The 26,452-nt window shown below is 68.6% G+C and carries 20 protein-coding genes; 4 read left to right on the forward strand and 16 right to left on the reverse strand.

The window, feature by feature from the left end; genetic code table 11:
* The first annotated feature begins 24 nt into the window (after positions 1-24).
* The gene (locus AABM56_RS14315) at positions 25-1,071 is read left to right on the forward strand and encodes a diguanylate cyclase (RefSeq protein WP_133861097.1); all 1,047 of its coding nucleotides are present in this window, start codon (positions 25-27) and stop codon (positions 1,069-1,071) included.
* On the opposite strand, the gene AABM56_RS14320 is transcribed toward AABM56_RS14315, so the two are convergent.
* Positions 1,068-1,982: a diguanylate cyclase gene (locus tag AABM56_RS14320; protein WP_133861098.1), complete on the reverse strand. Its 915-nt coding sequence runs from the start codon at positions 1,980-1,982 to the stop codon at positions 1,068-1,070. The genes AABM56_RS14315 and AABM56_RS14320 overlap by 4 nt on opposite strands.
* Before the next feature lie 6 nt (positions 1,983-1,988).
* On the reverse strand, positions 1,989-8,594 hold the full coding sequence (locus AABM56_RS14325; protein ID WP_133861099.1) for a response regulator: 6,606 nt from the start codon (positions 8,592-8,594) through the stop codon (positions 1,989-1,991).
* A gap of 170 nt (positions 8,595-8,764) precedes the next feature.
* Here AABM56_RS14325 and AABM56_RS14330 point away from each other — a divergent pair, with 170 nt between their 5' ends.
* Complete coding sequence (locus AABM56_RS14330; RefSeq protein WP_133861100.1) at positions 8,765-10,870, forward strand: NAD(P)-binding protein; 2,106 nt, start codon at positions 8,765-8,767, stop codon at positions 10,868-10,870.
* Here the strand turns inward: AABM56_RS14330 and AABM56_RS14335 are convergent.
* Genes AABM56_RS14335 through ccmA form a run of 10 tightly spaced genes read right to left on the reverse strand, consistent with a single transcriptional unit; the run spans position 10,796 to position 18,507 of the window.
* Entirely contained in the window at positions 10,796-11,692 is an 897-nt protein-coding gene (locus AABM56_RS14335) for a hypothetical protein (protein ID WP_133861101.1), read from the reverse strand. The genes AABM56_RS14330 and AABM56_RS14335 overlap by 75 nt on opposite strands.
* A gap of 35 nt (positions 11,693-11,727) precedes the next feature.
* On the reverse strand, positions 11,728-12,912 hold the full coding sequence (ccmI, locus tag AABM56_RS14340) for a c-type cytochrome biogenesis protein CcmI (RefSeq protein ID WP_263258931.1): 1,185 nt from the start codon (positions 12,910-12,912) through the stop codon (positions 11,728-11,730).
* Positions 12,906-13,364, reverse strand: a complete 459-nt coding sequence (locus AABM56_RS14345; protein WP_133861103.1) for a cytochrome c-type biogenesis protein — start codon at positions 13,362-13,364, stop codon at positions 12,906-12,908. The genes ccmI and AABM56_RS14345 overlap by 7 nt, the downstream gene beginning before the upstream one ends.
* Positions 13,361-13,894, reverse strand: coding sequence for a DsbE family thiol:disulfide interchange protein (locus AABM56_RS14350; protein WP_133861104.1), 534 nt, complete (start codon positions 13,892-13,894; stop codon positions 13,361-13,363). Before AABM56_RS14350 ends, AABM56_RS14345 begins: the two co-directional genes overlap by 4 nt.
* Complete coding sequence (locus AABM56_RS14355; RefSeq protein ID WP_133861105.1) at positions 13,894-15,855, reverse strand: heme lyase CcmF/NrfE family subunit; 1,962 nt, start codon at positions 15,853-15,855, stop codon at positions 13,894-13,896. The genes AABM56_RS14350 and AABM56_RS14355 overlap by 1 nt, the downstream gene beginning before the upstream one ends.
* Positions 15,852-16,307, reverse strand: coding sequence for a cytochrome c maturation protein CcmE (ccmE, locus tag AABM56_RS14360; RefSeq protein ID WP_133861106.1), 456 nt, complete (start codon positions 16,305-16,307; stop codon positions 15,852-15,854). The genes AABM56_RS14355 and ccmE overlap by 4 nt, the downstream gene beginning before the upstream one ends.
* Entirely contained in the window at positions 16,304-16,480 is a 177-nt protein-coding gene (ccmD, locus tag AABM56_RS14365; protein WP_133861107.1) for a heme exporter protein CcmD, read from the reverse strand. The genes ccmE and ccmD overlap by 4 nt, the downstream gene beginning before the upstream one ends.
* Positions 16,477-17,223, reverse strand: coding sequence for a heme ABC transporter permease (locus AABM56_RS14370; protein WP_133861108.1), 747 nt, complete (start codon positions 17,221-17,223; stop codon positions 16,477-16,479). Before AABM56_RS14370 ends, ccmD begins: the two co-directional genes overlap by 4 nt.
* A 10-nt stretch (positions 17,224-17,233) precedes the next feature.
* Positions 17,234-17,905, reverse strand: a complete 672-nt coding sequence (gene ccmB, locus AABM56_RS14375) for a heme exporter protein CcmB (RefSeq protein WP_133861109.1) — start codon at positions 17,903-17,905, stop codon at positions 17,234-17,236.
* Positions 17,902-18,507 carry a cytochrome c biogenesis heme-transporting ATPase CcmA gene (gene ccmA, locus AABM56_RS14380; RefSeq protein ID WP_133861110.1) on the reverse strand — a complete coding sequence of 202 codons (606 nt, stop codon included), beginning with the start codon at positions 18,505-18,507 and terminating at the stop codon, positions 17,902-17,904. The genes ccmB and ccmA overlap by 4 nt, the downstream gene beginning before the upstream one ends.
* A gap of 107 nt (positions 18,508-18,614) precedes the next feature.
* Here ccmA and AABM56_RS14385 point away from each other — a divergent pair, with 107 nt between their 5' ends.
* Together AABM56_RS14385 and AABM56_RS14390 are read left to right on the forward strand one after the other, a co-directional pair.
* Positions 18,615-20,189 (forward strand): flagellar hook-length control protein FliK, encoded by a 1,575-nt coding sequence (locus tag AABM56_RS14385; RefSeq protein ID WP_133861111.1) that lies wholly within the window; start codon positions 18,615-18,617, stop codon positions 20,187-20,189.
* On the forward strand, positions 20,186-20,500 hold the full coding sequence (locus tag AABM56_RS14390) for an EscU/YscU/HrcU family type III secretion system export apparatus switch protein (protein ID WP_133861112.1): 315 nt from the start codon (positions 20,186-20,188) through the stop codon (positions 20,498-20,500). Before AABM56_RS14385 ends, AABM56_RS14390 begins: the two co-directional genes overlap by 4 nt.
* Positions 20,501-20,921: 421 nt before the next feature.
* Here the strand turns inward: AABM56_RS14390 and mazG are convergent, their stop codons facing one another.
* From mazG to cysM, 4 genes are all read right to left on the reverse strand, one after another.
* A complete protein-coding gene (gene mazG, locus AABM56_RS14395) occupies positions 20,922-21,767 on the reverse strand; it encodes a nucleoside triphosphate pyrophosphohydrolase (protein ID WP_133861113.1) in 846 nt (281 codons plus the stop codon).
* Positions 21,768-21,835: 68 nt separating this feature from the next.
* Positions 21,836-24,076, reverse strand: coding sequence for a GTP diphosphokinase (gene relA, locus AABM56_RS14400; RefSeq protein ID WP_133861114.1), 2,241 nt, complete (start codon positions 24,074-24,076; stop codon positions 21,836-21,838).
* Between the two features lie 63 nt (positions 24,077-24,139).
* Positions 24,140-25,504 carry a 23S rRNA (uracil(1939)-C(5))-methyltransferase RlmD gene (rlmD, locus tag AABM56_RS14405; RefSeq protein ID WP_133861115.1) on the reverse strand — a complete coding sequence of 455 codons (1,365 nt, stop codon included), beginning with the start codon at positions 25,502-25,504 and terminating at the stop codon, positions 24,140-24,142.
* Entirely contained in the window at positions 25,491-26,390 is a 900-nt protein-coding gene (cysM, locus tag AABM56_RS14410; RefSeq protein WP_007158967.1) for a cysteine synthase CysM, read from the reverse strand. Before cysM ends, rlmD begins: the two co-directional genes overlap by 14 nt.
* Positions 26,391-26,452: the final 62 nt, after the last annotated feature.

Here is a 26,452-nt window from a genome sequence, read left to right on the forward strand (position 1 = left end):
CCGCCCGCACAAGGACTCGCAGTAATGGCCACGCATGAGGGTAACGCCCAGGACAGCCTGACCGCACCCAAGGTGCGCCTGCTGCTGGTGGACGATCAGTTGATCATCATCGAAGCCTTGCGGCGGATGATCGCCGATCAGCCCGACATCGAGCTGCATTACTGCCTGGACGCGCACCAGGCGGTCAACATGGCCCTGCAACTCAAGCCCACGGTGGTCTTGCAGGACCTGATCATGCCCGAGATCGACGGTCTGGAAACGGTCAGGCGCTTCCGCGCCGAACCGGCGCTGCGCGACGTGCCCATCGTGGTGCTCTCCTCCAAGGAGGATCCCCAGGTCAAGGCGCAGAGCTTCGCGACCGGTGCCAACGACTATCTGGTCAAGCTGCCCGACAAGCTGGAACTGCTGGCGCGGGTGCGCTACCACTCCGAGGCCCACGTCCTGCGCGCCCAGCGCGACGAGGCCTTTCGCTTCCTGCGCGAGAGCCAGCGCCAGCTCGCCGAAGCCAATATCCAGTTGCAGAAGCTGGTGGCCATCGACAGCCTCACCGGCATCAACAACCGCCGTCATTTCGACCAGACCTACGAAGGCGAATGGCTGCGCGCCCGGCGCAATCGCCAGCCGCTGGCGCTGCTGCTGTGCGATGTCGACCACTTCAAGCGCTACAACGACACCTATGGCCATCTCAGCGGCGATCTCTGCCTGAAGAAGGTGGCGGCGGTGCTCACCGAGCAACTCAAGCGCCCGGCCGATCTGGTGGCCCGCTACGGCGGCGAGGAATTCGCCATGGTGCTGCCGGAGACCGACGCCGAGGGTGCGCTCAAGGTCGCCGAAGCCTGCCGTGCCGGGGTGGAACGGCTGCAGGTGGCGCATTCCGGCAGCGACCTCGGTTTCGTCACCATCTCCATCGGCGTCGGCAGCGTCCAGCCGCAGAGCGGCGACGATCACGAAGCCTTCATCGAATGCACCGACCAGGCGCTGTACCAGGCCAAGGCCGAAGGCCGCAACCGGGTGCATCTGGTCAAGGGCGGCAAGGAGCTGGCGGCCCAGGGCGTTTCGCCAATCGGCTAGAAGCTGCGACTGACCAGGCGATTACGCCCTTCGGCCTTGGCCTGGTAGAGCAGGTTGTCGGCGGCCTTGAGCAGCCCGTCGGGAGTCTGTTCGGGGGTCGGATTGCAGCAGGCCAAGCCCATGCTCATGGTCAGCCAGAGGCGGTCCTCCGCCAGCGGATGAGCGATGCGCAACTCGGCGATGCCCTGCCGGCAGCGCTCCAGCACCGCTTCCGCCGCCGTGCGCGTGGCGCCCGGTAGCAGGAGCACGAATTCCTCCCCGCCATAGCGCGCCAGGCAATCCCGCTCGCGGATGCGCTGCTCCAGCACCTGGGCGACCCGCGCCAGCGCCTGATCCCCGGCGCCGTGGCCGTGGGTATCGTTGTACTGCTTGAAGTAATCGATATCGAGCATGGCGATGGCCAGCGAACCCCGCCGGCTGACCGCCAGCTGCCACTCGATCGTCAGCTGCTCGTCGAAGCGACGGCGATTGCCCACCGCGGTCAGTGGATCCATGTGCGCCAGTTCCTCCAGCAGCCGCCGCTGACGGGCCAGCTGCAGGTGCAGCCGTACCCGCGCCAGCACGGCCAGTGGATTGAAGGGCTTCTGGATGAAGTCGCTGGCGCCCAGCTCGAAGCACTCCACCTCGCGGTGCAGGTCGTTGGCCGCGGTGATGAAGATCACCGGGATGGCGCTGGTCTCGGCGCGGCGCTTGAACAGCTGGATCAGCTGCAGGCCGTCGATGCCGGGCATCACCACGTCCAGCAGAATCAGATCCGGGTGTTCGCGGGCGGCCTTGGTCAGTGCCTGGACCCCGCTCTTGGCCAGCATGATGCGCGCCTCGTTGCGCAACAAATCACCGAGGACGCGCAGATTGCTCTTCTGATCGTCGACGATAAGGATCAACGGCAGCTCGGGACGACGCCCCTCCATCGGCAACTATCCCGACCGTTGTCCGGCCTGCCGCACTCGCCGCAGCAGATCCGCGGTGGCATCGGCGGCATGTTCGAACTCGACGTCGTTCACCCACTCGCGGATCCGTACCACATCGGCGCTGTGCGGGGTGCTCACGCAGGCGCGCAGCAGGGTGTCGAGCACCTCCTCGGCAGCGAAATCCGACGTCTGCAGGAGTCCGACCAGGCGTTCGAGCAGGGCTTCCAGTTCCTCGACGGCGGCCTCCTCGCCGCCGGCGACCTCGACCAGGATCTCGTCGAGCGACGCCAGGCACCGCTCGGCCTCGGCCTGCAGGCGGCGCACCTCCTCACCAATGGGCTGGGCCAGCCGGATCCGGGTGGTCAGGCGTTGCGCCGCTTCCTGCAAGTCCATGGCGCCGACGTAGGCGGCGGTGGCCTGCAGGCCGTGGGCGCATTCGAACAGCGCGGTGACATCGTCGGCCGCGCGCCAGGCGGCGATCCGCCCAGGCAATTCGGCCTGCTGCACGCGGAAATCCCGCATCAGCTGCTCATAGAGCTCGGCGCTGCCGCGCAGCAGGCGCAGCGCCGACTCGGGTTCGAGCACCGCACTGGCCCGCGCGCGTGCCAGCACGCCGACCTCCTTCACATCCCCCCCCTCTTCCACCGCCTTGCGCTCGGCGCGCTGCAGCTGCTCGAGATTGGCCCAGGCGGCGATGATGCGGAACAGCTCGGCGGGATCGAGCGGCTTGACCAGGTGATCGTTCATGCCCGCATCCAGGCACCGCTCGCGATCGCCGGGCAGGCCGTTGGCGGTCATGGCGATGACCGGTAGCGCGGCCAACGCCGGGCGGGTGCGCAATTCGCGGGTGGCCGACAGGCCGTCCAGGCGCGGCATATGGACGTCCATCAGCACCAGGTCGTAGCGCTGCCGCTCCAGCTGGTCCAGCGCCGCCTGGCCATCTTCGGCCACGTCGATCAGGATGCCGCTGCCCTGCAGGAAGCCGATGACCACCTGGCGGTTGATGGCGTTGTCGTCCACCAGCAGCAGGCGAATGCCCTGCAGATCCACCACGCTCTGGCCCACCGTCGGCGCGGTCACCGGTGTCAGGCCCAGCCCGGACAGCAGTCGCTGCACGGCGGGACCGGTAACCGGTTTGTCAAGAAGTTCCAGACCCGGCAGATCCTCGCCCAGGCTGCGCACCTCTTCCGCCTCGTAGGGCGAGGCCAGCAGCGTCAGCGCCAGCTCCGGCTGACGGAAGCGCAACTGGCGCGCCAGCGCCAGGCCATCCTCGGCGCCCAGGCGCCAGTCGACGATGGCCAGTTCGAAGACCGCCGTGGCCATGGCCGCCAGGGCCTGTTCGGTGGATTCCGCCTCCACCACCTGCATGCCCAGTTCGCGCAGGCGTTGCCCCAGGGTACGCCGGGCCAGGCCGTGGTCGTCCACCAGCAGGACCTGCCGCGGCGTCTGGCTGGGCAGTCGCTCCGGCTCGCCCACCACCGGCAGGGTCAGACGCAGGGTAAAGCAGGAGCCGCGCCCGGCTTCGCTATGGACCTCGAGGGTGCCGCCCATCAGTTCGGTGAGCTGGCGGGAGATCGCCAGGCCCAGGCCGGTACCGCCATAGCGACGGCTGATGGAGCCATCCGCCTGGGTGAAGGGCTGGAAGAGTTGCGCCTGCTGCGCCTCGGTCAGGCCGATGCCGGTGTCTTCCACCGCCAGGCTGAAATGGGCCCGGCCCGCTTCGCAGACGGCACCGACGCGGATCAGCACATGGCCCCGCTCGGTGAACTTGACCGCATTGCTCAGCAGATTGACCAGCACCTGCTGCAGGCGCAACGGATCGCCTTCCAGCGCCAGGGGAATGTCCGGACCGCAATCCAGCACCAGTTCGACGCCCTTCTCGTGGGCCTTGATGGCGCAGAGATTGAGCGTGCGTTCGAGCACCTTGGCCAGGTTGAAGCCCAGTTGTTCGAGCTGGGTACCACCGGCTTCATTGCGCGAATAGTCGAGCACGTCGTTGATCACCCCCAGCAGGGTCTCGCCGGAGTCGAGGATCTTGCCGACGTGGCCGCGCTGTTCGCCGGACAGCCGGGTGCCCAGGGTCAGGCGGCTGAGGCCGATCACCGCGTTGAGCGGGGTGCGGATCTCGTGGCTCATGGTCGCCAGGAACAGCGACTTGGCGGCCGCCGCTTCCTCGGCCCGGATGCGCGCCTGGTCCAGTTCGAGGGTCCGTTCGCCGACGCGCTGCTCCAGGGTTTCGTAGATCTGCGCGTGCTCCAGGGAGATCGCCGCCTGGGTGGCCAGGATGCCCAGCACCTGCAGCCGACCCGGGGTGAAGGCCTGGGCCAGCAGGTTGTTTTCCAGATAGAGGATGCCGATCAGGCGCCCCTGGCGTAGCACCGGCAGGCAACAGACCGACCGCGGGCGCCGCGCGCGAATGTAGGCGTCGCGGACGAAGCGGCCGGCGCGGGCGGCATCATCGAGGATCACCGGTTCGCGATGACGGATCACGTGGGACACCAGGGTCAGGGGCACCAGGCCCTCGCCGGAGTCCTGTTCGTTCAGCGCCAGCGGCAGACCCTGCAGCACCTTGGGCTCGGCCGAGCCGCTGCAGATCGAGGCCTGCACCAGCCAGCGACCGACCTCGGGCAACAGCAGCAGACCGTGCTGGGCGCCGCCCTCCTCCAGGATGATGCGCATCATCCGCGCCAGCAGCTGATCCAGCGCCAGTTCGTTGGAGATGGTCTGCAGCGACTTGAGCACCGACAGCCAGTCCAGCCGCATCATCTCGCTGGTGGACTGACTATGGGTCCGCTGCACCGTCAGGGCAGTGGCCTCGGCGGCGCGCAACCAGTGCGGAAATTCGTTTTCCAGCGCCTGGGCCTTGGCCGCGGCGCCCCAGTGCAGATAGCTGCGCTGGGCGTCCTGCAGGTAGGTCCGGGCGATCCGCGGACGCTGCTGTTCCAGCCAGAAGCGCCCATAGAGTTCCTCGGTCAGCGCCGCGCCCTGGCGAAAGCCGTGCAACCGCGCGGATTCCAGGGCCTGCTCGTAGAGATCCATGGCCGCTTCGACCCGGCCCTCGCGGCGCGCCCGCTCGGCCGCCACCAGGTCACGCTTGTGGGCGAAGTTTTCCGGGCAGTGCGCGGCCCAGCCGTTCAGACGTTCCTGGGCGACCTCGACCTTGGCCAGCACCTCACCCGCCAGTTCGCCCTCGGCCAGCAGGATCAGCGCCTGATAGAAGGCGTGCTCGGCGATGCTGAACCAGCCGAAGCTCGCCGCCAGCGAGGCTTCCATGGCTTCGGCGTGCTGCCGCGCCTGGGGCAGCCGGCGGAACAGCAGCGCCGCCTGCATCTTGTTGAAGTCGTAGTAGTTCAGACAGAGCACATGGCCGCTGTCCTGCATCTGCCGCACCAGCGCCGCTTCGTCCTGACCCTCTTCGTCCCAGCTCTCCTGACCTGGGGTGAGCCCCTGCAGCAGCCGCAGCGACTGGCGCAGGATGGTGAAGATCTCCAGGGTGTTGGGATCGCCGATGCCCAGCAGGATCCGCTCGATCTCGGCGGTTTCGCCGAGGATGTCGTCCAGCGGGGCCCCGGCGTGCTGCAGGTGCTTGAGGATGTGGAAGGCGCTGTAGGCGGTGAAGATGATCTCGCCGGTGCGCTGACCGGCGGCCAGGGCCTCGCGCAGCAGGGCGACGTTGTCCGCGATGGGGCTCGACCAGGGACTGTTGGTCACCGCGAACATGGTGTAGACCTTGCACTTGAGCGGCAGATTGCCGGTGCGGTCGACCAGGTCGACGGCCAGGCGCCCGACCTGGTAACCCAGTTCGTAGCGACCGTGGAAGGCCGACAGCAGCGAGCCGTAGTTGGCATAGCCGAAGGGCGAGAGATCGCCATTGCCGTACTGGATCGACAGCTTGACGATGCGCATGACCGCCAGCAGGCTCATCGGCAGGTCGACGTTGATCGCCGGCCCCCAGAGCAGGCCCAGCAGGCGAATCAGCAATTGGGCACGCGGATCCTCCATGCGCGGCAGGTCGAGCAGCGCCGCCGGACTGCGCTCGGCGAGCCAGGCCTCGACCTCGGCGCTGTCGGCACCGATGGCCTGGTTGATTGCGTCCGGCGCTTCCGGCCAGGGTTCGTCCAGCACCTGGAGGCCGGCCTTGGCCACCACCAGGGCTTCGGTGAAGCGCCCGAGGCCGCTGTAGAGGTCGATCTGCAGGGCCCGCACCCCGGCTTCCTCGAAGATGGTGAGCGCCCGCGGCAGCAGCACTTCGCAGATGCGCAGGGCCTCGTTGGCATCGCCACAGAGGTGCGCGACCTCGGCCCATTCCCGATGCAGCTGGAACAGCAGCTCATGGCGGCTCTCCCAGGCCGCATCGTCGATCAGCGCGACCGCCGTGCGCAGAAACTCCTGGGCGGCGGGATAGGCATTGGCCTGGCGCGCCTTGCGCGCGGCATCCAGATTGAGTTCCAGCAGCTGCAGCCGCTCGGCGGGCGTCTCGATCAGCGCCAGCGCCAGGTTGAGGTGATTGACCGCGTCCAGCCGCGTGGCGCTGCCTTCGGCGAGATACAGCTGACCGGCGCGCAGGTGGACCCGCTCGCGCTCGGCGGGCGCCAGCAGCGAGTGAGCGGCATGGCGTACCTGATCGTGCAGGAAACTGTAGTGCGTGGGCGTCTGCTCCCCCGCCGGACCGCCTTCGGGCTCGGTGAGCAGGCCTTCCTGCACCAGCGCCTGGCAGAGACGGCGGATGTCCGCGGGCGATTCCGCCATCAGCGCGGCGAGGCGATCGCTGGAGAAATGGGTGCCCAGACAGGCTGCCCACTGCAGCAGTTGCGAGGTGCTCGCCGGCAGCTCCTTGAGCTTGCCGACCATGAAGTCGACGACATTGTCGTAGACGTCCAGGGCCTGGAGGCGGGCCAGCTCCCAGTGCCACTGACCGTGCTCGCCGTCGAATTCCAGCAGGCCTTCCTGCTGCAGACTGCGCAGCAACTGCTCGATGAAGAAGGGATTGCCGAGGGTCTTGTCCAGGCAGAGACCGGCCAGGGCCGCCTGCTCGTCCGCCGGCGCCGGCAGCAGTTCGGCGATGAGTCGCTCGATCTCCACCCGTGACAGCGGACCCAGCGACAGGGTGCGGATTAGCGCCGCGCCGAGCAGGCGCTCCAGGGCGCTACCGGCGAGCTGTTCTTCACGATGGGTCGCCACCAGCAGCAACGGCCCCTGGTCGGTCCGCGCCAGCAGGCGCTCGATCAGGCGTAGCGACGCGCTGTCGGCCCACTGCAGGTCGTCCAGCCAGAGCAGCAGCGGCCGGGTATCGGCGGCAAAGGCCAGCAGCAGCGCGATCACGGCTTCGTCGAAACGTTGTTCGGCCTGGTGCGGCGGCAGTTCGGCCACCGGTGCCTGGGGTCCGAGCCAGGTGGCCAGCTCGGGCGAGACCTCGGTCAATACCCCGGCGTTGCCACCCAGGGCCTCGACCAGGCGATCGGCGAAGGCCTCACCCAGGCTCTGGCCGACCTCGACCAGCTCACGCACCGCCTGGCGCAGGGCACCATAGGGCACGCCGCTGCCAAGGGTCTCGAACTTGCCGTGGGCGAGCAGCACCCGCTCACCCTGACGGCGGACGAAGGCCTGCACCAGCGCCGATTTGCCCACCCCGGAACTGCCGCTGACGAAGACCGCTTCGATCCGGCCCAGGGTCGCCCGCGCCAGCGCCTCTTCGAGCAGGCGCAGCGGGGCGCCGCGGCCCTGCAGGGTGCGTACCGGCATCAGCCGGGCCGGCGGGTCCTGCTCGCCGAGGGCGAAGGGTGCCCGCTCACCGGCCTGATGGGCCGCCTGGCAGCGCTGCAGGTCGCGCAGGATGCCGTAGCAGCCCTGGTAGCGTTCCTCGGCGGCCTTGGCCATGAGTTTGTCCACCAGCGCCGCCAGCATCGGCGGTACCGTCGGCACCCGCTCGACCAGCGAGGGCGCACGCATCGCCAGGTGCGCATGCACCAGTTCGAGGGGGTCCTGGGCGCGAAACGGCGGCTCGCCCGCGAGCATCTCGTAGAAGGTCACGCCCAGGGCATAGTAGTCGCTGCGATAGTCCTGGTGGCGCCCGGTCCGCCCGCTCTGCTCCGGGGCCAGATAGGTGAGCGAGCCCTCCAGGCGGGCATCGCTGCCCTGGACGGTGCCAAAGGCCGTGGCGATGCCCAGATCGGTCAGCCGCAGGCTGCCCGTGGTGCAGTTGCAGACGATGTTGCGCGGATTGAGGTCGTTGTGGGCGATGCGCAACCGGTGCAGCCGCGCCAGGGCACGGACGATGGCCAGCGCCCAGTCGAAGAAGTCGTCCAGCGCCAGCGGCCCGGCGGCGAGCAACCCGGCGAGGTCGGTGCCGCCGATGTCTTCGAGCACCAGCACCTGCCGACCCTGGTATTCCAGCAGTTCCAGAGCGGCGCTCACCGCCCCGCTGGCACTGGCCCGGCGGGTCAGTTCGAATTCATGGCGCAGCCCGGCCTGGGCCTGGGGCGTGGGATAGTCGGCGGCCAGCTGCTTGAGGATCACCGGCTGACCATCGGCCAGGCGCGTGCCGCGGTAGATCAGGGCATGGCGGCTTTCGCTCACCCGCGTCTTGCAGCTGTAGCCTGGAATCCTCAACACCGCGCTCGCCTCGATCCTCGGCCGACCGGGCGATACCGGGCCAGCGCCTCAACTATTTCCGTTGCCTTGCTAAAGTCTCAAGGGAACTTTTCGATAAAGTGATATTACCCTAGCCATCATCTGGCTTACGTCCACTGGTGCAACAATTTGCACACTTCGGAGCAATACGCATGGACGCTGTACCTTCTGTCCGCAAGATCGCCATCTTGGGCGGCGGCGTGTCCGCCGTCACTACCGCCTTTCGTCTTACTAGTGAGCCCAACTGGCAGGACCGTTACCAGATCACCCTGTACCAGCAGGGCTGGCGTCTCGGCGGCAAGGGGGCCAGCGGACGCAAGGCGACCGACCACCAGCGCATCGAGGAACATGGCATCCATGTCTGGTTCGGCTTCTACTACAATGCCTTCCACAGCCTGAGGCAGTGCTACGAGGAACTGGACCGGCCTGCCGGCGCGCCGCTGGCGACCCTCGACGAGGCTTTCTTCCCGCATTCCCATACCGCCTTCGCCGATGCCTTCCAGGGACAGTGGACCACCTGGCCCATCGATACCCTGGCCCTGCCCGGCAAGCCCGGCGAGGGCTGGAATCCCAAGCCCTTCATGGCCGCCCTCGGCGATCTGCTGGAGTGGTTGCTGCGGCTGGGCGAGGTGGACGACACCCCGGCCGCCACCACGCCAGGCGGCCTGTTCGCCCGGCTGCGCGCGCACTGCCGCGAGGAATTGCAGGAGCTGGCCCTCAAAGAGGCGGAGCACCAGTTGCAGCAGGCCCGCACGGCGCTGCCCGACGGCGTCGACCATCCCGTGCTGCTGGCGTTGCTGCGCAGGCTCCGCGGCCTGCTCGGCGACATCCTGCACGACCGCAGCCAGACCCACGTCAAGGCCCACCGGCTGTGGCTGCTGATGGATTTCGGCCTGACCGTGCTGATCGGCATGCTCGCCGACGAGGTCTATGCCAAGGGCTTCGCAGCGCTCAACGAAGAGACTTTCCAGGCCTGGCTGAGCCGCCACGGCGCCAGCGCCGCGACCCTGGACGGCGCGGTGCTCAAGTCCCTGCACGGCGGCATCTTCGCCTATCGCGACGGCGACCTCGCCCAGCCCGACGTCGAGGCCGGCACCGTGCTGCGTGCCGCCCTGCTGGCCCTGACCACGGCCAAGGGCTCCTTCATCTGGCGCATGCAGGCCGGCATGGGTGATGTGGTCTTCGCGCCCTACTACGAGGTGCTCGCCCGCCGTGGCGTGGACTTCCGCTTCTTCCACCAGGTCACCGCCATCGAAGCCGCCGACGACGGTCAGGGGCCACGGGTGACACGCCTGCAGATCCAGCGCCAGGTCACCCTCAAGGGCGACGCCTACCAACCGCTGGTGGACGTCAAGGGGCTGCCCTGCTGGCCTTCGGCGCCGCTGTACGAGCAGCTCGACGAGCAGATCGTCCGGGAGCTGCAGGACGGCCAGATCAATCTGGAATCCAACTGGAGTGGCTGGCAGGGCGTCGAGCAGCTGGAGCTGCAGGTCGACCGCGACTTCGACGAGGTGGTGCTGGGGATCTCCGTGGCCGGCCTGGCCGACCTCGCCCCCAGCCTCTGCGCCCTGGACCCGGCATTCGCGCGCATGAGCCGGCAGGTGGCCACCGTCGCCACCCAGGCGGTACAGCTCTGGCAGAACCGCGACGCCTGGCAACTGGGCTGGAGTGGCTCGCCTCAGGGTGGGCAGGCGCCCGAGCTGCTGGGCTTCGCCGCCCAGGCGATGGACTCCTGGGCGGATGTCAGCTACCTGGTGGACCGCGAAGACTGGTCGAGCGGCACGCCACCGGCGGACATCAGCTATTTCTGCGGGGTTTTCGCTGCCAAGGCTGCCCCGCCCATCGGCAAAAAGGATGACTATCCGCAGCAGGAGGCTACCAAGGTGAAGCAGGCCTTCCTCGACCTCATGAACGGCAAACTGGGCGCCTATTGGCCGGCAGCCGTGACCCCGGTGGGCTATCGCTGGGACTTCCTGCTGGCGCCCGTCGAGGTCCAGGGACCGGCGCGCTTCGACTATCAATACTGGCGGGCCAACGTCGATCCCAGCGAGCGCTATGTGCAGAGCGTGGCCGGCAGCAGCCGCTATCGCCTGGCCACCGACGGCAGCGTCTGCCGCAACCTCTATCTGACCGGCGACTGGATCGACAACGGCTTCAACATGGGCTGCGTGGAATCGGCGACCCTATCCGGCCTGCAGACCGCTCGCGCCCTGCTCGGCCACCGCGAGGTCCTGCCCGGCGAGGACGCCTTCCAGTAGCGCGACCGCCTGGATCGCTGCGCGCTCGGCGCCGCGGTCCACGGCAGGCGGATAGCACGGTGCGGTGCCATCCAGGTAGTCCAGCAGCTCGGGCGCCTGGTTCCAGGCCGCGGCCTCGCTGTAGAGGCGAGGCAATTCCAGCCGAATCCAGCCATCCATGAGGCGTACGCCCAGCTCTTCGATACCCAGGCCGTGGCCCTCGATCACCTCGCGATCCGCATCGGTGAGGGGATAGTGCGGCGGATAGAACTCGGCCAGGCTGACCAGCAACTTGACCGAGAAGCCGCGCGGATCGGCCAGCAAGGCCCCCAGCTCGGCGAACAGCGTCGCCTCTTCCACCAGCGCCTGGGCGAACATCAGTCGGTAGAGGGTGATGTTGAGAAACAGCTGACCGACCTCATTCTCCGCGCGCGCGTCCGCCTGATGCAGGGCGAAGCCGGCCAGGATGGAGGCGTTGTGCGCCCGGTACCAGTGCCGCGGGGTGGGATCGGCGATGAAGGTCAGCCAGCAGCGCGTGGGATAGGGCGCCTGGTCGCCGGGCAGCCCATGCTGCGCCAGGCAGCCGGCCAGCTCGGCCAGGTAGATGAAGTGCAGATTGACGTTGCGCCACCAGGCGCTGCCGGTTACGGGATCCAGGACACCGGCCTGGATTTCCCAGTCGAGAAAGGCCAGTTCCGAGTCGCCATAGCTCAAGCCGTCATTGTCGGTATCGCCAAAACGCTGATAGAAGTCTTCGCGCACCGCTCGCCGCCGGGACGGGACGTTCTCGATCTGGCGACAGAGCTCGCCGGTCGCCGTGACGGCGTCTTCATAGGTGTACATGCATTCCCTGCCCTGCATATCAAGATTCCGCCCGATCATGGCGCAATGGCATCAGCGGCTTCCACGCGCATTAGGCTGAACGCACTGGAAGAGAGCTCCAGTGGCGGCCCCTCGTGTCGCCAGTCCCCCTTGAGCGGATCGCCGCCCCGGGCGATCACCACGACCGGTCGGATCTGTCGATGGTCGGACAGCTTGCGCTGGGGCAGCATGGCGTCGCGGTCATCCAGCCGCACCCGGCGGGGCAGATCGGCAACACTCAACCGCCGCACCGCCAGCGGTGGGCCGGGTTGATCCACCGCCAGCGCCAGCACGAAGACACTGTCCTCGGGCCGCACCCGCTGCGCCACCGTGGGCGCCAGACTGACCTCCACGTCCAGCCCCGGCGTGGTCAGTGCCTGACCGGCGGCCCGCGCCGCCGCCTCCGCCCGGGCGACGCCCTGGGCGAGGGTGTCGCGCAGGGGATCCCCTGGTGGCAGCACGGCGACCAGGCGCTGCCAGTAGCCGGCCGCCTTGGCGTAGCCCCCCCGTTCGTAGGCGGCCATGCCCAGCAGACCCAGGGTGGTGGGCTCGCCAGGATTGGCGGCCAGGGCTTCGTCGGCCAGGGCCTGGGTGCGCGCATCCAGCTGACGCCCTGCGGCGAAGAAACGGGCCTGGGCCAGTTGCCCGAGGACTTCCGCGCGCCGGCCATCGCGCTGGATGACCTGCTCGAAGGCAGCCACGGCGTCCTGGTAGCGACCCAGGCCGGCATAGGCCCGTGCCAGCAGATACCAGTTGTCGGTCGCCTGGGGTTGCAGTCGCGTCGCCGCTTGCAGGTCGGCCAGCAGCGCCTGGGGCGAAGCCGGCGCCGCGGCGAGGCGCTGGCTCAGCTGCAGCGTCGGCCAGGCGCCGAGCAGCAGATAGAGCCCCAGGGCCAGGGCCGGGCCGCCCAGGGCGACCGTGATACCCAGGCGCCGACCGTGGCGCAGCGGCGAAGAACCCTTAACCGGACTGTCGGCGAGCAGGCTGCGGCCCGCCTCGGCTTCGGCCAGCGCCAGCGCCTGGGTGTCCAGTTCCCCCCGTGCGGCCCGCGCCCTGGCATCGGCCAGGCGTTCCTGATAGAGCGAGCGATTGAGCACCGCCCGCTGGTCCGCCATGACGCGTCCACCGCGCAGCAGCGGCACCAGCAGGATCAGCACCGCCAGGATCAGCAGCAGTCCCGCCAGCCCACAGAAGGTCAGCATCCTGGCTCCTCCTCCTCGGCCTGCAGCGCGGCCAGTCGCTGGCGTTCGGCGTCGCTCAGCGTCTGCTCCGGGCGGCGGCGCCGCGTCAGGACCAGCAGCAGCCCGGCGCCGCCCAGCAGACCCAGGCCCGGCAGCAGCCAGAGCAGCAGGGTGCGACCCTCGAAGGGCGGCCGATAGCGGATGAATTCGCCATAGCGCTGCTCCAGGTGGGCGACGATCTCGTCATCGTTCTGCCCGGCCGCCATCAGGCGCTGGATCTCGCGGCGCAGATCGCCGGCGATGGGCGCATTGGAATCGGCCAGGTCCTGGTTCTGGCATTTCGGGCAGCGCAATTCGCGGGTCAGCGCCTGGAAGCGCGCGCGTTCGGCGTCGTCGCGAAAGCCATAGGGGTCGATGGCCGCGTGGCTCAGGGTCGACCAGACCAGCAACAGCAGCAGCCAGCCGACCCTCATGGCGTCGCCACCAGGGCCCGGTAGCGCGGCCCGAGGTCGGTGTCCCAGACACGCTGATCGATTATCCCGACATGGCGATAGCGCACCACGCCGCGGGCATCGATGAGAAAGGTTTCCGGCGCGCCATAGACACCCAGGTCCAGCCCCAGCCGGCCTTCGTCGTCACGGATATCGAGCTGGTAGGGATCGTGGAATTCCGCCAGCCAGCGGCGGGCGCTGGCCTGGTCGTCCTTGTAGTCGATGCCATGGATCACCACGCCCTCGGCCTTGAGTCGAGTGAGCACCGGATGCTCTTCCCGGCAGGCCACGCACCAGGTGCCCCAGACATTGACCAGCGCCGGGCGGCCGAGCAGATCCTCCCGGGTGAACAGTCGTTCGTCCTGTACGCCCGGCAGCGAGAACGCCGGAAACGGCTGGCCGACCAGCGCCGACGGCAGGGCCTGGGGATCGCGATAGAGTCCGCGAAAGAGCAAGCCGGCCAGCACCAGGAAGGCCAGCAGTGGCAGGCAGAGCAACAGGCGACGGCGCATCAGGCGGACTCCGCGGCAGCGGTAGGGGAAGAGGATCGCCGGCGGCGATAGCGCGGATCGGCCAGGGCCAGCAGGCCACCCAGGGCGGTGAGCAGGCCACCGAGCCAGATCAGCCGGACGAAGGGTTTGATCTGCAGGCGCACGGCCCAGGCGCCCTGCCCCAGCGGCTCGCCAAGGGCCACATAGAGATCGCGGGTCAGGCCGGCGTCGATGGCGGCTTCGGTCATCACCGCGCCGCTGGCCAGATAGCGGCGCTTTTCCGGGGTCAGCAGGGCGACCACCCGCCCCTCGCGCTCGACCTGCAGCAGGGCGCGTTCGGCGGTGAAATTGGGCCCCTCGTAATGCTGAGTGCCGGCGAAGCCGAAGCGATAGCCCTGGAGTTCGACGTGCTCGCCCGGCGCCAGGCGCAGATCGCGTTGCACATCCAGCTGACTGGCCAGCACCACCCCCAGGGCCAGCACCGCCAGCCCCAGGTGGGCCAGGTGCATGCCCCAGTAGCTGCGTGGCTGACTGCGCAGGCCACGGCGCCAGCCCAGCGCCACCACCTTGCCCAGCACGTCGCGCAGCGCGGTCAGCAGGATCCAGGCCGCCAGCGCCAGCACCGCCAGGATCGCCGCCTTGGGCTGCTCCAGCCACCAGCCGGCCAGCCCCGCCAGGACGGCGCAAGCCAGCAGGACGGGCGCCAGCAGGCGCACCAGCCAGCGCCCCGGGCTGCTTTTCCAGCGCACCAGCACCCCGACGCCCAGGGCCAGCATCAGCAGCGCCATCAGCGGCACGAACAGCAGGTTGAAATAGGGCGGCCCCACCGACAGCTTGGCCCCGGTCAGGCTGTCGATGATCAAGGGATAGAGAGTACCGAGCAGGACCGTGGCGGCGGCGGTAATCAGGATCAGGTTGTTGATCAGCAGCAGCGCTTCGCGGGAGGCCAGGCTGAAGGCCGCCGAGCCGCCGAGCGCCGGCGCGCGCCAGGCGAACAGCGCCAGGGAGCCGCCGACCACCAGCAGCAGGAAGGCCAGGATGAAGACGCCGCGGGTGGGATCGCTGGCGAAGGCATGCACCGAGGTCAGCACCCCCGAGCGCACCAGAAAGGTCCCCAGCAGGCTGAGCGAAAAGGCGGCGATGGCCAGCAGTACCGTCCAGCCCTTGAACAGACCGCGCTTCTCGGTCACCGCCAGGGAGTGCAGGAGCGCCGTGCCCACCAGCCAGGGCATGAAGGAGGCGTTTTCCACCGGATCCCAGAACCACCAGCCGCCCCAGCCCAGCTCGTAGTAGGCCCACCAGGAGCCCAGCACGATGCCGCAGCCGAGAAAGGCCCAGGCCAGCAGCGTCCAGGGCCGTGCCCAGCGCGCCCAGGCGGCGTCCAAGCGCCCTTCCAGCAAAGCCGCCAGGGCGAAGGCGAAGGCCACCGAGAAACCGACATAGCCCATGTACAGCATGGGCGGATGCAGGATGAGCCCCGGGTCCTGGAGCAGCGGATTGAGGTCGTTGCCCTCCCGCGGGAATTGCGGCAGCAGGCGCGCGAAGGGATTGGAAGTGGCCACCAGGAAGGTCAGGAATCCCGTGGCCACCAGCCCGAGGATGCCCAGCACCCGCGCCAGCAGGGCCTGGGGCAAGGACCGCGAACAGCACGCCACCGCCAGACTCCAGCCCGCCAGGATCAGCGCCCACAGCAGCAGGGACCCCTCGTGGGCACCCCAGGTGGCGCTGACCTTGTAGTACCAGGGCAGGCGACTGTTGGAGTTGGCCGCCACATAGGCCACCGAGAAGTCGTCCTGCAGAAAGGCCCAGGTCAGGGCGGCGAAGGCCAGTGCCAGGAACAGCCACTGGCCGAGGGCGGCCGGGCGCGCCAGGCGCATCCAGTCGGCCTGGCCGCGCCAGGCGCCCAGCAGTGGCAGGGTGCCCTGCACCAGGGCCATGATGAGCGCCAGCAGCAGGCAGAGCTGCCCGAGTTCCGGGATCATGGCGTCGGCCTCGCGCCGTCCAGCGGTCGCCCGGCCTGGCGCAACGCCTGGCTCACCTCGGGCGGCATGTATTTCTCGTCGTGCTTGGCGAGGATCTGATCGGCGACCAGACGCCCCTGGTCGTCGAGGCGGCCCAGGGCCACCACGCCCTGCCCTTCGCGGAACAGATCCGGCAGGATGCCGGCATAGTTCACCCGCACCTCCTGCTGGAAGTCGGTGATGACGAAGGTCACCGCCAGGGAATCCGCGGCGCGCACCAGGCTGCCCTTCTCCACCATGCCGCCGGCGCGGATGCGGGTAGCGGGCGGCGCCTCGCCCCGGGCGATCTGGCTCGGGGTATAGAAGAGGTTGATGTTCTGCTGCAGGGCGCTGAGGGCCAGCGCCGCCGCGCCCCCTACGCCCAGCAACAGCAGCAGGATCCACAGCAGCCGACGACGGCGGACCGGATTCATGGCCGCCGCTCCCGCCGCCAGCGCTGGCGCAAGGCCCGCTGCAGTCGGCGACGCGCCTGCCAGCCGTGCAGCAGCAGACCGCCGAGGATGACCAGGGTCAGGCCGAAGGCCGGCCAGACATAGACGCCGTGGCGCCCCATGCCCAGGACCTGCGCCCATTCCACTCCGCTCACGCACCCTCCTCGCCCAGCTCCAGGCGTACCCAGCGACTGCGCCACTCGCGCCTGAGCACCTCCAGGCGCATCCGCTGCAGCAAGACGCCAGCGAAGAACAGATAGAACGCCAGCACCATCACCAGCAGTGGCAGCCACATGGCGGCGGGCATCGGTGGCCGCGCCACCAGGCTGAAGGTGGCCGGCTGGTGCAGGGTGCTCCACCACTCCACCGAATACTTGATGATCGGCAGATTGACCGAGCCCACCAGGGCCAGGATGGCGCAGGCACGGGCGGCGCTCTCGCGATGCTCGATGGCCTGCCCCAGGGCGATCACGCCCAGATAGAGAAACAGCAGCACCAGCATCGAGGTGAGCCGGGCGTCCCAGATCCACCAGGTGCCCCAGGTGGGAATGCCCCACAGCGACCCCGTGGCCAGGGCGATCACCGTCATCCAGGCGCCGATCGGCGCGGCCGCGCGCAGGGCCACGTCGGCCAGCTTGAGGCGCCAGACCAGGCCGATGGCTCCGGCGACCGCCAGCAGCAGATAGCAGGACTGCGCCAGAAAGGCGGCCGGCACATGCACATAGATGATGCGAAAGCTGTCGCCCTGCTGGTAGTCCGGCGGGGCCAGGAACAACCCCCACACCAGACCGACGGCCAGCAGCACCCCGGCCAGCGCCAGGCAGGGTCCCTGCAGGCGGCCGGCCAGGCGATAGAAGATGGCGGGAGAGCCCAGGCGGTGCAGCCAGGTCCAGTTCATGTCGTCCTCGTCATTGGGCCGCGCCGATGCGCAGGCCGGCGGCGACCGCCAGGGGCGCCAGGGTCAGGGCCAGCAGAGTCAGGCAACCCAGCCAGAGCAGCAGCCCCGTCACCGGCAGGCCAAGACGCGCCGCGTCCAGGGTGCTGGCGCCAAGGATCAGCACCGGGATCTGCAGCGGCAGGTTGAGCAGCGCCAGCAGCAGCCCGCCACGGGCCAGGCCCACGGTGAGGGCCGCCCCTATGGCACCGATCAGGGTCAGGGTCAGACTGCCCAGGGTTAGGGCCGACAGGGTCGCCGGCAGGGCCGCGGCGGGCAGCCCCAGCATCAGCGCCAGCAGCGGCGTCAGGGCCACCAGGCCGAGGCCGGCGAAGCACCAGTGCACCAGCAGCTTGAGCAGCACCAGCAGCGGCAGGGGCTGGGGTGCCAGCAGCCAGAGCTCCAGCGAGCCATCCTGCCAGTCGCTGCGAAACAGGGCTTCCTGGCCGAGCAGCAAGGCCAGCAGCAGCGCTATCCACAGGAGGCCTGGTGCCAGGGCGGCCAGCTGCTGGCTATCGGGGCCCAGCGCCAGGGGAAAGAGGGTCACCACCAGGGCATGGAAGGCCAGGGGCGTGAGCCACAGCGCCGGACGGCGACAGGCCAGGCGCCCTTCGCGCCTGAGGAAGGCCAACCAGGCGCCGCTCATCGGCCACCGTCCAGCCAGAGCAGCCGATGCCCTTCGGGGACGACCTCCAGTTCGCGGTGACTGGTCAGTACCAGGGCGCCGCCTGCTGCGCAATGGGCGCGCAGGCGCGCTTCCAGCTGCGTGCAGGTGCTGGCGTCGAGGGCGGTGAAGGGTTCGTCCAGCAGCCAGAGCCGCGGCGGTTCGGGCAACTGGAGCCGGGCCAGGGCAACGCGGCGACGCTGGCCGGCCGACAACTGCCCACAGGGCTCGTCCGCCCAGTCGGCCAGGCCTACCGTTGCCAGGGCGACCCGGCAGGCCTCACTCGTGGTCGGGCGCCACAGATTGGCCAGACTGTGGAGATTTTCCACCGCCGTCAGCCCCTCGGCGATGCCGGGCGCATGGCCCAGCCAAAGCAGTTCGGCCGCGGCGGGCCGGCGTACCTTGCCCGCGTCCGCCGGCAGCAGTCCCGCCAGGATGCGCAGCAGGCTGGTCTTGCCACTGCCGTTGACGCCCCCGATCTGCAGCGACTCGCCCGCCGCCACGCTCAGACTCAGGTCGTCGAACAGCAGGCGACCGCCCCGTTCGCAACGGAGCGCGACGGCGTCGAGCAGGGGCTGATTCAAGACAGGGGATCTCACGGCACTAAAGTCGGTCGGGCGCTGGCCGTTAACCCGGCACACGCCCTTGAAGGCGCGCCATTATACACAGGCGATTCCACCGGACCTGCCCGATGACTTCCATCTCCGCGATCCAACCCAGCGTCGGCGTCACGCCCGCCCTGCCCGTCCGGGCCGCGGCGGCGCAGGCATCGGACGCGGGGGCGCAGATCCTGCAGGCCCTGCAATCCCTCGACGACCTGATTCCGCCCGGCAGCACCGCGACCGCCGAGGTACTCGCTACCCGTCCGGCCGGCCAGAGCTTCCAGTTCCTGCTGCAACTGCAGCTGGCCGAGGGTGGCAGCGTCCTGCTCACCACCCAGAGTCCGACCAACAACCTGCCGGTGGGCAGCCAGTTGCTGGTGAGCACCCTCGGCTCCACCCAGCTGGCGGTGCTGCTGCAGAGCCTGGAGGGCGACGCACCACCGCCGCCGCTGCAGCAACTGGATCTGCGCCAGCTGCCGGTGGGCACGACCCTGCAGTTGCGGGTGCTGAGCAGCCTGCTGCAACAGCCACCCGGCGCGACGCCCACCTACGAGGTGATCGCCAAGGCCCTGAGTTCCACTCTCGAAGGTCGCCAGCTCAAGCTGGAATCGCCCCGCCCGGTACCGGTGGGCAGCCTGCTGACCGTGGTGATCAAGGACAGCCAGGAGGTCACGGTGCTGCCCATGGCGCAGCGCCTCGACCAGCTCGACATCGATCGCCAACTGCAGGGCCAGGAGCAGCGCCAGCTGTCGATGAATGCCCTGCTGCAATGGCTGGAGGACGTCCCCGAGGCAGAGCTGCCACCGTCGGTGGGCGCGGCGCTCAAGTCCCTGCTGGCCAATCTGGAAACCGCCGAGGCCCTGGGCACGCCCCAGGGCTGGGCCCGCGCCCTGGCGCGCAGTGGCCTGCAACTGGAGCAGCAATTGCTGGATCGCGGCGGTCCCGATCTCCAGGAGGACTTCAAGGCCAACCTGCTGCGCCTGGTGGATCGCCTGCTGGCCAGCGTGCCGGGCGAGGCCCTGCGCAATCCCCAGGTCGCGATCCAGACCGCCCAGCAGAATCTGCCCGATGCCCTGCGCCGGGCGCTGGGGGACGCCGCCACCGCCAGTCGCCAACCCACCGCCCTGGACTTTCCCCTGGGCGAACGCGATGGTCGCGGCCTCAGTGCCGCCAACGCCGAGCTCGACGAATTGCTGCAACTGGCCACGGGCGTCATCGCCCGCCTGCAGACCCACCAGTTGGCCAGCCTGGCCCAGACCCAGGTCCTGCCCGATGGCTACTACCTCTCCACCTGGCAGACCGAGATTCCCTGGCGCGATGGCGAGCGCCTCGGCGCGGTGCAGGTGCGCTTCCAGGAAGAACGACCGCCGCCGGATAACCGTGGTGAAGCCCGCGACAGCCTGTGGAAGGTGGAACTGGCCTTCGACCTGGCGCCGCTGGGCCCGCTGCAGGTGCGGGCGCAACTGGCCAGCGGCCGGCTGTCGAGCGAATTCTGGGCGGAAAAAGGCGCCACCGCGACGCTGATCGATACCGAATTGCCCCATCTGCGCGAACGCCTGCTGGCGGCCGGCTTCGTGGTCGGCGACCTCAGCAGCCGCCAGGGCCGCCCCGCACGCCATCCGCGCACCACCCTCGAACAACGCTGGATCGACGACACCGCATGAGTACAACCGCCGCCCGCCAGGCCATCGCGCTGTCCTATGACGGCAGCAGCGCCCCCATCCTCTCCGCCAAGGGCGATGCCGAACTGGCCGAACTCATCCTGGCCACGGCCCGGGAGCACGAGGTGCCCATCTACGAGAACGCCGACCTGGTGCGCATCCTGGCGCGCCTGGAGCTGGGCGCCGAGATCCCCGAGGCGCTCTATCGCACCCTGGCCGAGATCATCGCCTTCGCCTGGCACCTCAAGGGCAAGTGCCCGGCGCACCTGGCCGACCAGCCGGATCTGTCGCCCGGATGGGAGCGGATGCCGTAGGAATCGGTCCTCATGGCCATGGCGGTCCGCCGATGCGGCCGGGGTCAGTAGCAGCGGCCCATGGCCGCGATCTGCCGTGTAGCCTGGATAACGGCGCAGCCTTATCCACCCTTCGAGGCGGCCTGCCCGTGGAAAACGCCATGCGGTTTTCCACGCTACGGCTGATCGCGATCTTGCCGCGGCTGATGGAGATGAACGCCCACTCGGACAGCCCCCTCTCCCTCCGGGAGAGGATTGGGGTGAGGGTGCCCCCGGCAGTCACTCCCAGCGAAAAACGCTGCGCGGTTTTCCACGCGACGACACTACGAATCGTTTTATCGCGGCCATGGGCCGCTCCTACGGGGAATGATGCGTTTGCAAGGGCGCCCACATCGGCGGACCGCCATGACCGCGATCAAGCAATCCAGCCAGCGAAATCGACCTACCCCCGCCGCAACGAATGCCCGACGGCGCCCTTCTCGGTCACCTTGGCGGCGTCCCAGAGTGCATCCATCTCTTCCAGGCTGGCCTCCTGGGGCGTTCTGCCCTGAGCGTTCAGGCCTTCCTCGATATAGCGAAAGCGGCGCTCGAACTTGGCGTTGGCCTGGCGCAGGGCGTCCTCGGCGTCGACCTGCAGGTGCCTCGCCAGATTGACCATCACGAACAGCAGATCGCCGACCTCTTCCGCCACCTGGGCAGCCTGGCCGTTGGCCATGGCCTCGCGCACCTCGTCCAGTTCCTCCTGGATCTTGGCCACCACCGGCATGGCGTCGGCCCAGTCGAAGCCGACATTGGCCGCACGCTTCTGCAGCTTGGCCGCACGGCTCAGGGCCGGTAGCGCGGCCGGCACGTCATCCAGCAGCGAGAGCTGCTCCGGCGCCGCGGCCTTTTCCGCGCGCTCCTCGGCCTTGATTTCTTCCCAGCGGCGCTTGATGGTCGCCTCGTCCAGTCGCGGCAGGTCGAGCGGGCCATGCAGGTCGCCGTCGGGAAAGACATGGGGATGGCGCCGCACCAGCTTGCGGGTGATGCCATCGACCACCTGGGCGAAGTCGAAATGGCCATCCTCGCGACCCAGCTGGCTGTAGTAGACAACCTGGAACAGCAGATCGCCCAGCTCGTCGCGCACCTGCGGGAAATCCCGCCGGGCGATGGCGTCGGCGACCTCGTAGGCCTCTTCCAGGGTGTGGGGCACGATGCTGGCGTAGTCCTGGCGCAGATCCCAGGGGCAGCCGTGTTGCGGATCGCGCAACCGGGCCATGAGGTGCAGCAGATCGTCGAGCTGGTACATGGATGAATCCTGTTACTGGAAAAGAACGAGGCGCCAGGAGGCGCCTCGTGGGGTCGTCGTCACATCTCTCAGGCAGCGCGATTGCGCCGGGCTTCGATGATGTTGGGCAGCTGGGAGATGCGCCCGAGCAGGCGGCCGAGGGCGTCCAGGCCGGGGATCTCGATGGTCAGCAGCATGTTGGCGGTGTTTTCCTCGCGATTGGAGCGGGTATTCACCGCCAACACGTTGATCCGCTCGTTGAGCAGGATCTGCGAGACATCGCGCAGCAGACCGGAGCGGTCGAAGGCCTTGATCACGATGTCGACCGGATAGGTCTGCACCGGCACCGGGCCCCAGCTCACCTGGATGGTCCGCTCCGGCTCGCGACTGGCCAGCTGCAGGGCGTTGGCGCAGTCCTGCCGGTGGATGGTCACGCCACGGCCGAGGGTGATGTAGCCGACGATGGCATCACCCGGCACCGGCTGGCAGCAGCCGGCGATCTGGGTGAGCAGGTTGCCCACGCCCTGGATCTGCACATCGCCACGCTTGCCCGGCTTGTTGGTGGGCTTGCGCGGCAAGTGATCGAGGGTATCGAGGCCCTTGTCCGGCTCCACCAGCTGCTGGGCGGCGTGCATCACCTGGGCCAGGCGCAGATCGCCGGCGCCCAGGGCCGCGAGCATGTCCTCGGAGCCCTTGTAGTTGACCTTCTCGGCCAGGGTGTTGAAGTCCACCGGGGGCAGTGCCAGGCGCGACAGCTCGCGCTCGACCATGGCCTTGCCAGCGGCCACGTTCTGGTCGCGCGCCTGGAACTTGAACCAGTGGACGATCTTGGCCCGGGCCCGCGAGGTGTTGACGTAGCCGAGGTTGGGGTTGAGCCAGTCGCGGCTGGGCGAGCCCTGCTTGCCGGTGATGATCTCCACCTGCTCGCCGGTCTGCAGCTGGTAGTTCAGCGGCACGATGCGGCCGTTGATCTTGGCCCCGCGGCAGTTGTGGCCGATCTCGGTGTGCACCCGATAGGCGAAGTCCAGCGGCGTCGCGCCCTTGGGCAGGTCGATGGCGTGGCCGTCGGGGGTGAAGACGTAGACCCGGTCCGGCTCGATGTCGACCCGCAGCTGATCGGCCAGGCCGCCAATGTCGCCCAGCTCCTCGTGCCATTCCAGCACCTGGCGCAGCCAGGAGATCTTTTCTTCGTAGTGGTTGGAGGCCGACTTGACGTCGGTTCCCTTGTAGCGCCAGTGGGCGCAGACGCCCAGTTCGGCCTCTTCGTGCATGGCATGGGTGCGGATCTGCACCTCCAGCACCTTGCCCTCCGGACCGATCACCGCAGTATGCAGGGAACGGTAGCCGTTCTCCTTGGGATTGGCGATATAGTCGTCGAACTCGCGGGCAATATGCCGCCACAGGGTATGCACGATGCCCAGCGCGGTATAGCAGTCACGCACCTCGGGCACCAGCACCCGCACGGCGCGCACGTCGTAGATCTGGCTGAACTCCAGGCCCTTGCGCTGCATCTTCCGCCAGATGGAATAGATGTGCTTGGCGCGCCCGCTGAGGTCGGACTTGATGCCGGTGGCGGTGAGTTCGTCACGCAGCTGCTGCATGACGTCGGCGATGTATTGCTCGCGATCCAGCCGCCGTTCATGCAGCAGGGTCGCGATCTGCTTGTACTGCTGGGGCTCCAGGTAGCGGAAGGACAGGTCCTCCAGCTCCCACTTGATATGGCCGATGCCCAGCCGGTGGGCCAGGGGCGCGTAGATGTCGGCGACCTCGCGGGCCACCCGGTTGCGGCGCTCTTCGGTGGCGTTCTTGACCGCGCGAATGGCGCAGGTGCGCTCGGCCAGCTTGATCAGGGCCACGCGCACGTCGTCGACCATGGCCACCAGCATGCGGCGCAGGTTGTCGACCTGGGTCTGGCTGCCCAGCACCATGGACTTGCGCGGATTGAGACTCTCGCTGATCGCCGCCATGCGCAGCACGCCTTCGATCAGCTTGGCCACCACCGGCCCGAAATGCTCGGCCGCCGACTCCAGGGTCGCCTTGCCCTCGCGCACCGCCCGGTAGACGATGGCGGCGATCAGGCTGTCCTGATCCAGCTTGAGGTCGGCCAGGATCTCTGCCATCTGCAGGCCGGTATGGAAACTGGAGGTCCCCTCCGCCCAGGTGTGCTCGACCTGGCCGGAATTCTCTTCCGCCGTGCGGGCGAAGCCGCAGGCGTCCAGCAAGGCCTCGCGATCGAGATTCGGATCCACGCTCTGGATATGATCCAGCCAGGCGTGGAGGTTGATGCTGCCATCGACGTTGACTGGCTGATGCGCTCTGACCTGTACCATCTACCCCTTCCTCACGGCGTAGCCTTCTCGCCGGATTGGCTCGCATCGGTTGGCGAGCCGTCGTTACCCGGGCATCCTGCCCGCTTCGAACAGCACCATGGCTTCCACATGGGCGGTCTGCGGGAACATGTCGAGAATGCCCGCTCTTGTCATGCGATAGCCCTGTCGGACCAGCTCCCCGGCATCCCGTGCCAGGGTGGCCGGATTGCAGGAGACGTAGACCAGCCGCCCGATACCCAGGCCGCTGAGCTGCCGAACCACTTCCAGCGCACCGTCGCGCGGCGGATCCAGCAGGGCCAGCGAATGGCTGCCCAGATCGGCGGGTAGCGGGTTCGACAGATCCACCTGTAGAAAGTGCGCGTTGCCGATGCCGTTGTCACGTGCATTTTGTATTGCCCGGGATGTCATCGCCGCGACCCCTTCGATACCGGTAACCGCCGCTGCCTGCCGCGCCAGCGGCAGGGCGAAGTTGCCCAGCCCGGAGAACAGATCGAGCACCCGGTCATCCGCCGTCGGCGCCAGCCAGTCCAGCGCCTGGGCGACCATGGCCTCGTTGATGGCGGCATTGACCTGGACGAAGTCGCCCGGCTGATAGGCCAGGGTCAGGTCCCAGGACGCCAGCCGGAAGCCCAGCCTGGCGTCGGCCTGATCCGGCTGCGGCTCGCCCTTGCCCTGCCACCAGAGCTGGACGCCAGCCGCCGCGCAGAAGTCGCGCAGGCGCGCCTGGTCGCCCGGCAGCAGCGCCCGGGTATGGCGCACCAGCATGGCCGTTGCCGTGCCCTGGAAGAGCTCCACATGACCGATCGCCTGGGGCTGTTCCAGCCCGCTCAGCAGGTCAGGCAGCGCGCGCAGCAATGGCTGCAGCTCCGGCACCAGTACCAGGCAGTCGTCGGGGGTGACGATGTCCTGGCTGGCCTCGGCGCGAAAGCCCACTTCCAGGCGGCTCTGGCGTTCGTCCCAGCGCACCGCGATGCGGGCGCGGCGGCGATAGCCGAATTCGGGACCGACCATGGGCGCGGCCCAGGCCAGCGGCTGCACCCCGGCCAGACGGCGGAATTGCTCGGCCAGGGCTTCCTGCTTGAGGGTCAGCTGATCGGCATGGGGCAGGTGCTGCAGGGTGCAACCGCCGCAGCGGTCGGCCACGCTGCAGGGCGGTGTACGCCGCAACGGACTGGCCTCCAGCACCCGAAGGGTACGGGCCTCGACCACCTGACTGCGGGCGCCGAGCACCCGCGCCTCGACCTGCTCGCCCGGCAGGGCACCGGCAACGAACCAGGTCCGCCCGCCTTCGCGCGCGATGCCACGCCCGTCATGGGACAGCCGCTCGATGCCCAGCAGCTGCCGCTTGCCGGTCGGTACCCCGGTCGCCCGGGCGCCACCGGCTGGTTGAAAGCGCAGCCCGCCGCCGCCTCGTTTAGCGCGCGTCATAGACGCCGGTCGACAGGTAGCGATCGCCTCGGTCACAGATGATCGCGACGATCACCGCATTGTCCACTTCCCGGGCGATGCGCAGGGCGCCCGCCACCGAACCGCCGGACGACACGCCGCAGAAGATGCCTTCTTCCCGGGCCAGGCGACGCATGGTGTCTTCGGCCTCCTGCTGCCCCATGTCGATGATGCGATCCACGCGGCTGGCCTCGTAGATCTTCGGCAGATAGGCCTCCGGCCAGCGGCGGATGCCGGGGATGGCCGCGCCCTCCTCCGGCTGCAGACCGACGATCTGCACCTTGGGATTCTGCTCCTTGAGGTAGCGCGAGGTGCCCATGATGGTCCCGGTGGTGCCCATGGAGCTGACGAAATGGGTGATGCTGCCATGTGTCTGGCGCCAGATCTCCGGCCCGGTGCCCAGGTAGTGGGCCACCGGATTGTCGCCATTGCCGAACTGGTCGAGCACCTTGCCGCGGCCTTCGGCCTGCATGCGCGTGGCCAGATCCCGCGCGCCTTCCATGCCGTCTTCCCGACTGACCAGGATCAGCTCGGCGCCATAGGCGGTCATGGCCGCCTTGCGCTCGGCGCTGGAGTTGTCAGGCATGATCAGGATCATGCGGTAGCCCATGATGGCGGCGGCCATCGCCAGGGCGATCCCGGTATTGCCGGAGGTGGCCTCGATGAGGGTATCGCCGGGCTGGATGTCGCCACGGGCCTCGGCCTGGCGGATCATCGACAGCGCCGGGCGGTCCTTGACCGAACCCGCCGGGTTGTTGCCTTCCAGCTTGAGCAGCACGGTACTGCGGGTGTCGCCGGCCAGGCGCTGCAGGCGCACCAGCGGCGTGTTACCGATGCAATCGGCGATGGTGGGATAGTGCAGACTCATGAATCAGCTCGTTCCGCCAGGGGTGAAAGCCTTCCATGATACTCCCAAAGCCTCGCCGACCC

It is taken from the genome of Pseudomonas aestiva (assembly GCF_039908605.1).
Lineage (GTDB): Bacteria > Pseudomonadota > Gammaproteobacteria > Pseudomonadales > Pseudomonadaceae > Chryseomonas > Chryseomonas aestiva.